Source organism: Massilia atriviolacea (genome assembly GCF_003953935.1).
GTDB lineage: Bacteria > Pseudomonadota > Gammaproteobacteria > Burkholderiales > Burkholderiaceae_D > Telluria_A > Telluria_A atriviolacea.
The window spans coordinates 264,031-277,269 of record NZ_RXLQ01000009.1; the positions used below are offsets into that span (position 1 = coordinate 264,031).

At 65.5% G+C, this 13,239-nt stretch carries 11 protein-coding genes; 9 read left to right on the top strand and 2 right to left on the bottom strand.

What is annotated here, in order from left to right:
- The first annotated feature begins 113 nt into the window (after positions 1-113).
- Positions 114-743, top strand: a complete 630-nt coding sequence (locus tag EJB06_RS18685; RefSeq protein WP_126075519.1) for a 2-hydroxychromene-2-carboxylate isomerase — start codon at positions 114-116, stop codon at positions 741-743.
- Positions 744-805: 62 nt separating this feature from the next.
- On the top strand, positions 806-1,294 hold the full coding sequence (locus tag EJB06_RS18690; protein ID WP_229427150.1) for a hypothetical protein: 489 nt from the start codon (positions 806-808) through the stop codon (positions 1,292-1,294).
- 17 nt (positions 1,295-1,311) lie between these two features.
- Here the strand turns inward: EJB06_RS18690 and EJB06_RS18695 are convergent, their stop codons facing one another.
- Positions 1,312-3,156, bottom strand: a complete 1,845-nt coding sequence (locus EJB06_RS18695) for a glucokinase (protein ID WP_126075520.1) — start codon at positions 3,154-3,156, stop codon at positions 1,312-1,314.
- On the bottom strand, positions 3,156-4,796 hold the full coding sequence (locus EJB06_RS18700) for an alpha-amylase family glycosyl hydrolase (protein ID WP_126075521.1): 1,641 nt from the start codon (positions 4,794-4,796) through the stop codon (positions 3,156-3,158). The genes EJB06_RS18695 and EJB06_RS18700 overlap by 1 nt, the downstream gene beginning before the upstream one ends.
- Positions 4,797-5,142: 346 nt before the next feature.
- Here EJB06_RS18700 and EJB06_RS18705 point away from each other — a divergent pair, with 346 nt between their 5' ends.
- The 7 genes from EJB06_RS18705 to EJB06_RS18735 all read left to right on the top strand — a co-directional run bounded on the left by EJB06_RS18705 (position 5,143) and on the right by EJB06_RS18735 (position 13,185).
- Positions 5,143-6,705 (top strand): POT-type proton-dependent oligopeptide transporter, encoded by a 1,563-nt coding sequence (locus EJB06_RS18705; RefSeq protein WP_126075522.1) that lies wholly within the window; start codon positions 5,143-5,145, stop codon positions 6,703-6,705.
- A 66-nt stretch (positions 6,706-6,771) separates the two neighbouring features.
- Complete coding sequence (locus tag EJB06_RS18710; RefSeq protein ID WP_126075523.1) at positions 6,772-7,233, top strand: cache domain-containing protein; 462 nt, start codon at positions 6,772-6,774, stop codon at positions 7,231-7,233.
- Between the two features lie 198 nt (positions 7,234-7,431).
- Entirely contained in the window at positions 7,432-8,400 is a 969-nt protein-coding gene (locus EJB06_RS18715) for an ABC transporter substrate-binding protein (protein ID WP_126075524.1), read from the top strand.
- A 12-nt stretch (positions 8,401-8,412) separates the two neighbouring features.
- Positions 8,413-9,234 carry an ABC transporter permease gene (locus EJB06_RS18720; RefSeq protein WP_126075525.1) on the top strand — a complete coding sequence of 274 codons (822 nt, stop codon included), beginning with the start codon at positions 8,413-8,415 and terminating at the stop codon, positions 9,232-9,234.
- A 1-nt stretch (position 9,235) separates the two neighbouring features.
- Positions 9,236-10,033, top strand: a complete 798-nt coding sequence (locus tag EJB06_RS18725; protein WP_126075526.1) for an ABC transporter ATP-binding protein — start codon at positions 9,236-9,238, stop codon at positions 10,031-10,033.
- A gap of 45 nt (positions 10,034-10,078) precedes the next feature.
- Positions 10,079-11,848 (top strand): sensor histidine kinase, encoded by a 1,770-nt coding sequence (locus tag EJB06_RS18730; protein WP_126075527.1) that lies wholly within the window; start codon positions 10,079-10,081, stop codon positions 11,846-11,848.
- A gap of 5 nt (positions 11,849-11,853) precedes the next feature.
- Entirely contained in the window at positions 11,854-13,185 is a 1,332-nt protein-coding gene (locus tag EJB06_RS18735) for a sigma-54-dependent transcriptional regulator (RefSeq protein ID WP_126075590.1), read from the top strand.
- Positions 13,186-13,239: the final 54 nt, after the last annotated feature.

The following is a 13,239-nucleotide window of genomic DNA, read 5'->3' on the forward strand; positions in this document are numbered from 1 at the left end:
CGGAACCTTCCGAGATAAGCTAGTCAGCCGACTGTAACGCAATATTGCATTATTAACAAATAGCCCCGCCGGGTGCCGGGCTGGACATTGACGGCAGGACCAAAGGACAGGCCATGACGACCGATGACCCGCAGCTCGAATTCTGGTTCGACTTCGGCAGCAATTACAGCTACCTCGCCACCATGCGCATCGAGGCGCTGGCCGGCGCGCAGGGCGTGCGCGTGCTGTGGAAGCCGTTTTTGCTGGGACCGGTCTTCAAGGCCTTCGGCTGGACCTCCTCGCCCTTCGTGCTGCAAAAGGAAAAAGGCGCCTACGTGTGGCGCGACATGCAGCGCCAGTGCGATCGATACGGCTTGCCGTGGACCCAGCCAAGCACCTTTCCGCGCCGCGCACTGCTGCCCCTGCGCGTGGCCCTGCTCGGCGCCAATGAACGCTGGATCGGCGCCTTTTGCCAGCGCGTCATGCACGCCAATTTTGTGGACGACCGCGAGATCGACGACCCGGCCCTGGTCGCCGACATCCTCACCGACCTCGGCCTCGATGCCGATGCCCTGCTGACCGCCGCCGGTGCGGAGCAGAACAAGCAGGCGATGCGCGCCCAGGGCGAGCAGGCCGTGCGGCGCGGCATGTTCGGCGCGCCGATGTTCTTCGCCGGCGATGAGATGTTCTGGGGTAACGACCGCCTGGAAGACGCCATCGCCTGGGCCGCAGGCCATGTTGCCGCACGTATAGATTTGGCGTAGTATGGCCCCATCATTCACCTGCCCTGCCGCCCACACCCATGTCCGGATCGTCGAAAAAACTCGTGCTGTTGCTTGCCATGGTTGCCTTTGTCGCGGGCGGGGCCGCGCTATACCATCACCATCACGAAGCGAACCTGGCGCCCGCCGCCGTCAAGCCCCCGGCCGCGTCCCAACCCGCGCAGCTGGCGCGCACCAAGGCCCAGGCGATCGACGCCCTGATGGCGCTGCCCGAGCTGAAAGCCTGGTCCGCGCACATCGAAAAAGCCTCGGCCGGCAAGGCCCGCGGCGCGCTGCTGGACGACCAGGACAGCGCGCCGAGGCGCATCGGCGGCAAGAGCTACTGGAGCCTCTCCTTCGTCGAAAACAGCGACGCGGCGGCGCACCGCTGGGAGAGCTTCCTGGTCGCCACCACGGGCGACGAGATCCTGGTCGACGACACCAACGACGATCGCCAATTGACCCTGGACCAGTGGCGCGCCGAGAAGCGTCCGATGGAGCGCATCGCTAAACAGGACGACAGCGCGCCGACCGAGGCCGCCGCGCCGAAGTAACGCCGCTCCCGGGGCGCTTATCCGCCCAGGTGCGAAATCTGCGTATGCGCGCTGGCGCCGTCGGGCTGCGCATCGGCGCCCAGCGAAATCCCGACCGACAGGATATCGATCAACAGCAGCTGCATGATCCGCGAGATCATCGACAGGAAGCTGGTGCTGTCTTCGGCATGGTCGACCGCCAGGCACACCGTGGCCTTCCTGGCCAGCGGCGTGCCGCTGCCGGTCATCGCAATCACATCGGCGCCGGCCGCGCGCGCGGCATCGACGGCGGCCAGCAGTTCGGGCAAGCGTCCCGAATTGGAAATCGCAATCACCACATCGCCCGGCTTGAGCAGCTCGGCCGCGAGCGAAAACAGGTGCGAGTCGCCGTAAGAAGACGTCGGAATGCGGAAGCGGAAGAACTTGTGCTGCCCGTCCAGCGCCACCACGCGCGAATTGCCCATCGCGTAAAACTCGACCCGGCGCGCGCGCGTCAACAGTTCGATGGCGCGGTCGAGCGCGCGCACGTCGAGCTGGTCGCGGAACTTGAGGATGGCCGACACGGTGTTGTCGATCACCTTGGCCGACACGTCGTGCGTGCTGTCGCCGCCGCGCACCTGGCTGTGACGCACGGGAATGGCGCCGGTCAGGCTGCTGGCGAAGCGCAGCTTGAAGTCGGCCAGTCCCAGAAACCCGAGCGAGCGGCAGAAGCGGATCACGGTCGGCTGGCTCACTTCGGCCAGGCGCGCGATGTCGGCAATCGGCTCGCCCAGCACAAGGCGCGGCTGCTCCAGCACCAGGGTGGCCACGCGCTGTTCGGCGGGCGTCAGTTCGTGCTGCAGGTGCTGGACGCGCTCCATCAGCGTATTGGCGCCGCTGCGTCCGCGCAGGTGTTCCGACAAGATCGTCGCCACCCCATGGAAGGCCGGATTGGGCGTGGTGATCACGTAGGTGGGAATGTCGGCCAGGTAGGTCGAAAAGCGCCCCTTGGCTTCGAAACGGCTGCGAAACGGCGACGCGGCAAACAGGTCGCCGATCCTCGGCACGATGCCGCCGCCGATGAAGATGCCGCCGAACGCGCCCAGGGTCACCGCCAGGTTGGCGGCAGCGCCGCCCAGCATGCCGCAGAAGCACTCGATCGCTTCCAGGCACAGCGGGTCCCGCTCGTCCAGGGCGCCGGCGATGATCTCGGGCGAGGTGCGCGGCGCGGCGGCCAGGCCGTTACGCCGCGCCAGCGCGCGGTAGATGATTTCCATGCCGGGGCCGGAAATGAGGCGCTCGTTCGAGACGTGCGGCCACTCCTGCCAGGCGAACTGCAGGATCGCGAATTCGCGCTCGTCGGCCGGCGCGAAGTTGACGTGCCCTCCTTCGCTGCCCAAAGTCACGAAGCCGTCAAGCGTGGGAATCACACCCGAGACACCGAGGCCGGTGCCCGGACCGAGCACCCCGATCACGGCGTTGGCGGCGGCCTTGCCGGGGCCGACCTGCATTAAGTCGTCAAGCGTGAGGCCGGGCAGCGCCATCGCCAGGGCGGTAAAGTCGTTGACGATCAGGAGCGTGTGCAGCCCCAGTTCGCGCCGCACCGCATCGGTGGAGAATTCCCAGTCGCGGTTGGTCATGCGAACCTGGTCGCCGTTGACCGGATTGGCGACCGCCAGCGCCGCATGATGCAAGGTCATGCCGGCATGGTCGGCCAGGTAAAAGCGCAGCAGCGGAACGATGCCTTCGAAGTCGTCGCACTTGAGCACCCGCACCGAGCGGAACACGCCCGGCGCGGTCTGCAGCGCAAAGCGCGCATGCGTGGCGCCGATGTCGGCCAGCAGGCGCGGGCCGTCGGCAAAGGCGGTGCGGCCGGGTTTGTCGTCGTCGCGCGGCTCGTTCATCAGCGCTTGGTACCGAACCAGGCGCCATACGCCGGCAGGGTGACAACGCCCTCTTCGGCGCTGCCGTGCAGGCCGTGCCCGATCATCGGTACCGCCCCGATGGCCTCGGCCAGTTGGTACGTCACCGGTTCCGCACCGAGGTTGAACACGGCCAGCACGCTGGGGTGGCCGGCCAGGTCGCGGCGCAGCGCCAGCACCGGCTCGGGCGCATCGAAGAAGACGATCTCGCCGCGCGTGAGCTGCGGCTGCTGGCGGCGCCAGGCGACGATGCGGCGCGCAAAATTGAGCGGCGAGTCGGTGTCGGTTTCCTGCGCGCTGGCGGCCGAGGCGATGTGCTCTTCGGCCACCGGCAGCCATGGCGTGCCGGTGGTGAAGCCGGCGTTGGGCAGTTCGGCGGTCCAGGGAATCGGCGTGCGGCAGCCGTCGCGCCCCTTGAACTCGGGCCAGAAGGTGATGCCGTACGGGTCCTGCAGCAGTTCGAACGGCACGTCCGCTTCGGTCAGCGCCAGTTCGTCGCCCTGGTACAGGCACGGCGTGCCCTTGAGCGAGAGCTGCATCGCCAGCACCAGCTTGGCCAGCGCATGGGTCGGCGCGGCGCCGCCCCAGCGCGTCATGACGCGGATGCTGTCGTGGTTACCGACCGACCAGGAAGCCCAGCCGCCCTTGACGCGCGCTTCGAATTGCTCGACCTGGCGCCGTACATGGCCCGCCGAAAATTCCGGCGTGAGCAGGTTGAAGCTGTAGGCCATGTGCAGCTTGTCGCCGTCGGCCGTGTAGTCGGCCATGACGCCGAGCGCGTCGTCGGCGCCCACTTCGCCGATGGCGACCGCGCCGAATTCGTCGAGCAGCACGCGGATCTTCTGCAGGAAGGCGATGTTCTCGGGACGCGTCTTGTCGTACACGTGCGCCTGCATGCCGTACGGGTTGACGTCGGTGACGGTGGAGGTGTCGCGGTTGGCGGCGGCCGGATTGCTGCGCAGTTCAGGATCGTGGAAGTGGAAATTGCAGGCGTCCATGCGCACGCCGTCGACGCCGCGCGCCAGCCAGAAACGCAGGTTGTCCAGGTGCGCCTGCTGCACGTCCGGATGGTGGAAGTTCATGTCCGGCTGGCTGACCAGGAAGTTATGCAGGTAGTACTGCTTGCGCCGGCTGTCCCACTGCCACGAGGAGCCGCCGAACACCGACAGCCAGTTGTTCGGCGGGTTGCCGTCCGCGAGAGGATCGGCCCACACGTACCAGTCGGCCTTGGGATTGTCGCGGCTCTTGCGGCTCTCGACGAACCACGGGTGGATGTCGGCCGTGTGCGACAGCACCTGGTCGATCATGATCTTCAGGCCAAGGCTGTGCGCCCTGGCGATCAGCGCATCGAAGTCGGCCAGGGTGCCGAACATGGGATCGACGTCGCAATAGTCGGCCACGTCGTAGCCGAAGTCCTTCATGGGCGAGGTGAAGAAGGGCGAAATCCAGACGATGTCGGCCCCCAGTTGCGCGATGTAGTCGAGTTTTTCGGTAATGCCGGGCAGGTCGCCGATTCCGTCGCCGTTCGTATCACGGAAACTACGGGGATAAACCTGATAAATGATGGCCTCGCGCCACCATGGCGTATTTTGTTCGGAGTGCAGCGAAATGTCGTTGTTCATGATGGGCGCCCAGGTGAGATTTTGTACATAATATACATCAAATTAATCGATTTTACAATTCGGCCGCCTGTCCCGAAACAAGCCATAAAACGTCTATTTTTCAACTACTTACACATCAATTCCAGCTTCTTCTAAAACCGCAACGGTAGTCAAACTACACCCGCAAGCAGGAAGTTCGGCGCCTTCCCATCCATCCCGCCAGGGCGGGCCGCGCCGGCGCGGCGCTTTGCGGCGCCCATCCTGAATATACCTATTGCCAGCCCCCGGCCTTGGGCTTAGCATCCCATCTGTTTAAATAGTTGGAGTACCCATGTCGCAGTTGGATAAAGAAAGCGGAAACGGGCCGATGCCCCGGCAGATTCCGTACATCGTGGGCACCGAGGGATGCGAGCGATTCAGTTTTTACGGGATGCGCAACATCCTCACCCCCTTCCTGATCAGCACCCTGCTGCTGTTCATGCCGGTCGCCGACCGCGCCGGCGAAGCCAAGCACGTGTTCCACACCTTCGTCATCGGTGTGTATTTTTTCCCGCTGCTGGGCGGCTGGCTGGCCGACCGCTTCTTCGGCAAATACGACACCATCTTCTGGCTCAGTCTCGTCTACTGCGCCGGCCACGCCTGCCTGGCGATCTTCGAAGATAGCCTGAAGGGCTTTTACTTCGGCCTGTTTCTGATCGCGCTCGGCTCGGGCGGCATCAAGCCCCTGATCTCGTCCTTCGTGGGCGACCAGTTCGACCAGACCAACAAGAACAAGGCGAAAATCGTCTACGACGTGTTCTACTGGATGATCAACTTCGGCTCCTTCTTCGCTTCGCTGCTGATGCCGATCTTCCTGCGCGATTTCGGCCCGGCCGTCGCCTTCGGCATTCCCGGCATCCTGATGTTCATCGCCACCATGGTGTTCTGGCTGGGACGCAAAAAGTACATCCACGTGCCGCCCGCGCCGCCCGATCCGGATTCGTTTACGCGCGTGGCGCGCACCGCGCTGCTGGCGCACGCACCCGGCAAGGCCCGCACCGGCCTTGGCGTGGCCCTGTTCGGCGTGGCTGGCGCTGTCGCCTCCATGGCCATGGCGCCGCAGTGGGGCTTTGTCATCGCCGCCTGCACCGCGCTGGTCCTGCTGCTGGCGTTCGGCGGCATCGGCACCTCGATGCAGCTCGAACGCGCGCGCGGCCTGCACCCCGATGTGGCGGTCGACGGCGTGCGCGCCGTGCTGCGCATCCTGATCGTGTTCGCGCTGGTCACGCCGTTCTTCTCGCTGTTCGACCAGAAGGCCTCGACCTGGATCGTGCAGGCCAATTCGATGGTCGCGCCCACCATCAGCATGTTCGGACGCGACTTTACCTTCGTGCCGGCCCAGATGCAGGCGCTCAATCCGCTGCTGGTGATGATCCTGATCCCGTTTAACAACCTGGTGCTGTACCCCGCCCTGCGCAAGATGGGCGTGGAGCCGACCCCGCTGCGCCGCATGACCACCGGGATCGTGTTTTCGGCGCTGTCCTGGATCGTGATCGGCACCTTGCAGGTCCAGATGGACGGCGGCACGCCGACCTCGATGGCCTGGCAGGTCCTGCCGTACGCGCTGCTCACCTTCGGCGAGGTACTGGTGTCGGCCACCGGCCTGGAATTCGCGTACAGCCAGTCGCCGCCATCGATGAAGGGCGTGATCATGGCGTTCTGGTTCCTGGCCACCACCGTCGGCAGCCTGTGGGTCCTGATCGTCAATGCCAGCGTCAAGAACGACGCGGTGGTCGCCAACATCGCCACCAGCGGCTTTAGCGTGATCGCCTTCCAGATGTACTTCTTCGCCGCCTTTGCGTTCGTGGCGGCCGCCGTCTTCGGCTGGTACGCCACGCGCTACAAGATGATGGATAACTACCGTTCCGACGCCGCACCGGCCAAGGCGTAAAACTGGCCTTATCGAAGGCGGGAAGGCAGCAGCTTTCCCGCCTCCACAACGATAGAGGGGTTCGTCATGCGTAAATTGTTCCAGATAGCGTTAATGTGCTGCGCCGCCGTGTTCTGCACCAGCAGCCTCGCCGCCAGCGACCATGGCAGCGCGGAGGAAGCCAAGGCGCTGGTGCAGAAGGTGATCGCCTACATGAAAGCGAACGGGCGCGAAAAAACCATCGCCGAGATCAACGACCTGCAAAGCACGCGCTTTCGCGACCGCGACCTGTACGTGACCATCAACGACATGAACATGCGGAACCTGGCCCATGGCGCCAACGCCAAGATGCAGGGCAAGGACCTGATCGACCTGAAGGACGCCGACGGCAAGCCGTTCATGCGCGAACGCCTGGCCCTGCTCAAGACCAGGAACAACGGCTGGCAGGACTACAAGTTCGTCAATCCGGTCACCAAGCAGATCGAACCGAAGTCGATGTACTTCGAAAAATACGAAGACCTGGTCATCAACTGCGGCATCTACAAGTAAGTACGCCTCGCGGGCGCCGCCAGCGCGGCGCCCCATCCTTCCTCGCGCGGTTTTCCGCACAGCGCCACGCTCCCATTCCGGATTTCCGCCACTTTTCATCGCTCCTTGCGCCCCTGTGCCCCTGCGCGCGCCGCCGCCGGCGCTGGCACGAAAGATGCAATGAACATGGTGTAGTTAAACCATAACGGAGACCGAAGCATGAAAACCATCCACCACCTCGTCCTGGCGGCTGCCGCCCTGTCCGCGTCCGCCCAGGCGGCCGAGAATGTCGTCAGGCTCGGCAACCTCAAATTCGCCCATTACGGCGCCGTCTCGTACATCAAGGAGATCGCGCCCAAGTGCGGCATCAAGGTCGAAGAAAACATGTTCGCCAAAGGCCCCGACGTGATGCAGGCGATCCTGTCGGGCGACCTCGACGTCGGCGCCACCGCATCGGAAGCGGCCATCTCGGGCCGCGCCAACGGCGCGCCGATCTACATCGTGGCCGGTTTCGCCAAAGGTGGCGCGCGCCTGGTCGCGCGCCCCGACGGCGGCATCAAGTCGGTCAAGGACCTCAAGGGCAAGAAGGTCGGCGTGACGCGCGGCGGCATTCATGAAGTGCTGCTGTACGCGCAGCTGGCCAAGCATGGCCTGACCTGGTCCGATTCCGCCGGCAAGGACGTGCACGTGATCTACCTGGCCTTTGCGGACCTGAACCAGGCGCTGCTCGGCAAGAACCTGGACGCGATCATGCAAAGCGAGCCGCAGTCGTCGCAGGCGATCAACAAGGGCTTCGGCATGGAAGTGATGAAGCCCTACGACACCCCGATCGGCGAACCGGTACGCACCCTGGTCATGAGCGAAAAATTCTACAAGGAGAACCGCGCCACCGCCGTCAAGTTCATGAACTGCTTCGTCCAGGCCACCAAGCTGTTCATCGATAACAAGGCCGCCGGCGAGAAGTACGTGCGCGAGTCGATGTTCAAGAACCAGATCACCAAGGACGATTTCGAGGACGCGATCGCCAATTCGCCCTACACCTACGACGTGACCATCGAGCATATCCAGACCACCACCGATGTGATGCACAAGACCGGCACCGGCAAGATGCGCGTGCCGCCGCTGGCCAAGGACTGGGTCAAGACCGACCTGCTGGAGCAGGCCAAGAAGTCCCTGTCGATCCAGTAAGCGGGGGCCTTCATGACTCAAGCTAAGTGGCGCGAAAGCGCCGTCGGATTCGTCGTGCCCGTGGTCGTCGTCGCCCTGTGGCAGGCCGGCGCCATGCTCGGATTGATCAATCCGCAGGTGCTGCCCTCGCCCTGGGCGGTGCTGCTCAAGTGGATCGAATATGCGATGCCGCTCACCGCGTTCGACCCGGCCGCCGGTTCGCGCCTGGCGTGGATGTTTTCCGGCGAACTGCTGATCGACACCGCCGGCAGCATGTACCGCGTGGTGGTCGGTTTCGTCATCGGCGCCGGCCTGGCGCTGCCGCTCGGGCTGGCCATGGGATCGAGCCGCACCATGTACAACTGGCTCAATCCCATGATGCAGGTGCTGCGCCCGATTCCCCCGATCGCCTACATTCCGCTGGCGATCCTGTGGTTCGGCCTCGGCAACGCGCCGGCCGTGTTCCTGATCGCCATCGGCGCCTTCTTCCCGGTGCTGATGAATACCATCGCCGGCGTGCGCCAGGTCGACAGCATCTACATCCGCGCCGCCCGCAACCTGGGCGCCAGCCAGAGCACCATGTTCCTGCGCGTGATGCTGCCGGCCGCCGTGCCCTACATCCTGTCCGGCGTGCGGATCGGGATCGGTACCGCCTTCATCGTCGTCATCGTCTCCGAGATGATCGCCGTGAACAACGGGCTCGGTTTCCGCATCCTGGAAGCGCGCGAGTACTTCTGGTCCGACAAGATCGTCGCCGGCATGATCAGCATCGGCCTGTTGGGCCTGGCCATCGACATCGGCATGAATAAACTGAACAACCACCTGCTGCGCTGGCACCGTGGCCTGGAGACCTGACATGACTTCCTCCCATATCGACGTCGAAAACGTCAGCAAGATCTTCAACGCCGGCGAGCGTGAAGTGACCGCCCTGCGCGACATCAACCTGCACATCCCGGACGGCCAGTTCGTCTGCCTGCTGGGGCCTTCGGGCTGCGGCAAGTCGACCCTGCTCAACGCGATTGCCGGCTTCTCGCTGCCGTCCACCGGCAAGATCGAAGCCAACGGCAAGCTGGTGACCGCGCCGGGGCCGGACCGTGGCATGGTGTTCCAGGAATACGCGCTGTTCCCCTGGATGACGGTCGAGAAGAACATCGGTTTCGGCCTCGGCATCAAGGGCATGGCCCCGGCGGAGATCGACAAGCGCGTCGGCGCCCTGCTGGACATGCTGTCGCTGTCGGACTTCCGCCACCGCTTTCCGAAGGACCTGTCGGGCGGCATGCGCCAGCGCGTGGCGATCGCGCGCGTGCTGGCGCTGGACTCGCCCATCATGCTGATGGACGAACCGTTCGGCGCGCTCGACGCGCTCACCCGGCGCAACCTGCAGGACGAGCTGCTGCGCATCTGGGCCGAACTGAAAAAGACCATCGTGTTCGTCACCCACAGCATCGAGGAGGCGATCTACCTGGCCGACCGCATCATCGTCATGACCTACCGCCCCGGCACCGTCAAGCGCGACATCATCGTCGAACTGCCGCGCATGCGCGATCCGTCAGCGGCGGCCTTCAATGAACTCAAGCGCGAGCTGGGGGCATTGGTGATGGAAGAGCAGCAGCGCCATCACAACGATGAAATCCGGATGGCGGCTGTCGATTAAGCCCCTGCGTGCAGTAGAATCGACGCCACTCACCGCGGACTTTTCATGCACGTAAAACGACAACTCGCCTGGCTCCTCGCGCTGCTCGCCAGCGCGGGGCTGATCGTGGCTGTCTATTACTGGGCGGCGCGCCAGGGCGCGGCCGACGAACTCGAACGCGGCGCGCGCCAGTTGCAGCTGATGGCGCCCGAACTGGAGTCGGCGCTCGACAAGTTCGAAACCCTGCCCTACGTCGTCGGCCTGCAGGAGAACGTGGCAGCGCTGCTGGCCGCACCAGGCGAGCGCGCGCGCATCGACCAGGTCAACCGCAGCTTCCAGGCCATCACGCGCCAGTCCAGGGTCGGCGCGATCTACCTGATGGACCGCGAGGGCAATACGCTCGCCGCCAGCAACTGGGACCTGCCGCTCACGTTCGTGGGCAGGAACTTCGGCTACCGTCCGTATTTTCGCGCAGCGCTGGCCGGGCGCGCCGGCCGCTTCTACGGCATCGGCAGCACCACCAGCGAACCCGGTTACTTCATCGCCCAGCCGGTGATGCGGGGCGCGGCCGTGCTGGGCGTGGTCGCGGTCAAGATCAGCCTCGACGAATTCGAACGAAACTGGGTCGGCCTCGACGACACCATCGTCCTGGCCGACAGCGCCGACGTGGTGTTCCTGTCCAACCGGCCGCAATGGAAGTACCGCAGCCTGCACGCGCTGAGCGAAAGCACCCAGCGCGAACTGGCCAGCACCGATCAATACGCGCGCCGTGCGATCGCGCCCATCGATGGCGTGGTGCCGGCGCATGCGGCGCGCCGCACCGGCCCCCTGGGCTGGCGGCTGATGCTGTTCCCGGCGCCGGAACGGATGCGCCGCAGCGCCGCCCTGTGGGCGCTGGCGGCCGCGCTAGTGGCGGGCAGCGCCATCGTCGCCGCCTGGGCCTCGTACCAGCGCCGCCGCCGTCTGGAAGAACGCCAGGCCGCCAACGCCGCCTTGCAGCGCGCCGCCGGCGACCTCGATCTGAAGCTGGCCGAGCGCACTGCGCTGCTGCGCCAGGCCAACGACGATCTCGAAGCGCGCTACGCCACCCTCAAGGAAACCGAGCAGGTACTGCGTTCGACCCAGGACCAGCTGGTCCAGGCGGGCAAGCTGGCGATGCTGGGCCAGATGGCGGCCGGCGTCACGCATGAACTGAACCAGCCGCTGGCCGCGATCCGCGCCTTCGCCGACAACGCCCGCACCTTCCTCGAACGCGGCCAGCCGAACCAGGCCAGCGCCAACCTGACCCACATCAGCGACGCCAGCGCGCGCATGGGCGCCATCATCGGCCAGCTGAAAGGCTTCGCGCGCCGCAGCGACGCCGTGGCGACGGTCGACATCGCCCAGTCGCTCGCGGCCTCGGCCTTTTTGCTGCAGGGCGAATTCAAGCGCCTGGGCGTCGCGCTGGCGCTGCCGCCGCCGCTGCCGCTCCTGATCACCGGCGACGCCGTGCGCATCGAACAGGTGTTCATCAACCTGCTGCGCAATGCGCTCGACGCGGTCGACGAGGCCGACGTGCGCGAAGTGTCGGTGACCTTGGCGCAGGTCGATGGCTATGCGGTGGTGCGCATCGCCGACAGCGGCCCGGGCATGTCCGACAGCGTCGCCGCCCACCTGTTCGAGCCGTTTTTCACTACCAAGCCGTCGGGCAAGGGCCTCGGGCTCGGGCTGGCGATATCGTCGTCGATCGTGCAGGCCATGAACGGACGACTCGAAGGCAGCAACCGCCCCGGCGGCGGCGCCCTGTTCGAAGTGCGCCTGCCGCTGCCGGGCGCGGACAACGAAGGAGACCAATGAAGACCATGCAAGCCATCCTGGTGGAAGACGAGGCGCCGCTGCGCCTGGCCACCAGCCAGACCCTGGAACTGGGCGGCTTTACCGTCAGCGCGTTCGCCAGCGCCGAAGAGGCGCAGACGGCGCTCGATGCCGCCTTCGACGGCGTGATCGTCAGCGACGTGCGCCTGCCCGGGCGCTCGGGCCTGGACTTGCTGGCGCAGGTGGTGGCGCTGGACGCGGAACTGCCGGTGATCATGGTGACCGGCCATGGCGACGTGTCGATGGCGGTCGGCGCCATGCGCGCCGGCGCCTACGACTTCATCGAAAAACCGTTCGGCGCCGAACGCCTGCTCGATGCGGTGCGGCGCGCCCAGGAGCGGCGTAGCCTGGTGCTGGAAAACCGCCGCCTCAAGACCGCCTGGGCGCTGCATCCGGACACGCCGCAACTGGTGGGACGCTCCGACGCCATCGAGCGGCTCAAGGTCCTGGTGCGCAATATCGCACCGGCCGGGGTGGACATCCTGATCAACGGCCAGACCGGCACCGGCAAGGAAGTGGTGGCGCGCCTGATTCACGCGGCCAGCGCGCGCAAGGGCAATTTTGTCGCGATCAATTGCGGCGCGCTGCCCGAGTCGGTGTTCGAAAGCGAGATGTTCGGGCACGAGGCCGGCGCCTTTACTGGCGCGCACAAGCGCCGCATCGGCAAGCTGGAATACGCCAACGGCGGCACCCTGTTCCTCGACGAGATCGAGAGCATGCCGATGGCGCTGCAGGTCAAGCTGCTGCGGGTGCTGCAGGAACGCCAGCTGGAACGCCTGGGCGGCAACGAGGCCATCGCGGTGAACTTTCGCATCATCGCGGCCAGCAAGGCCGACCTGCTGGAGCTCAGTGGCGAGGGGCGCTTCCGCGAAGACCTGTATTACCGCATCGGCGTGGCGGCGATCGACCTGCCGCGCCTGAACGAGCGGCGCGACGACATTCCGCTCTTGCTTGCCCATTTCACGCAGGACGCGGCGCAGCGCTACGGACGCCCGGTCCCGCAGTGGAGCGCCGAGCAAATGAGCCAGTGGCAGGCGGCGGATTGGCCGGGCAATGTGCGCGAGCTGCGCAACTTCGCCGAACGGCTGGCGCTTGGCATCGCGTCCACGCCGGCGCCGGCATCGGCCGCAGCGCAGGTTCCCGGCGCCGCCCTGAGCCTGCCGCAGCAGCTCGACGCCTACGAACGGGAACTGATCGCCCATGCGCTCGACACGGTCGACGGCAATGTGTCCACCGCCGCCGACCAGCTCGGCGTGCCGCGCAAAACGCTGTACGACAAGCTCAAGAAATATCAGCTGGCACCCGGAAGAAAAATGTAATTTCACTACAAAGCTGCCGGAAATGTGCAAAAATCGGGGGCTTGGGTGAACATT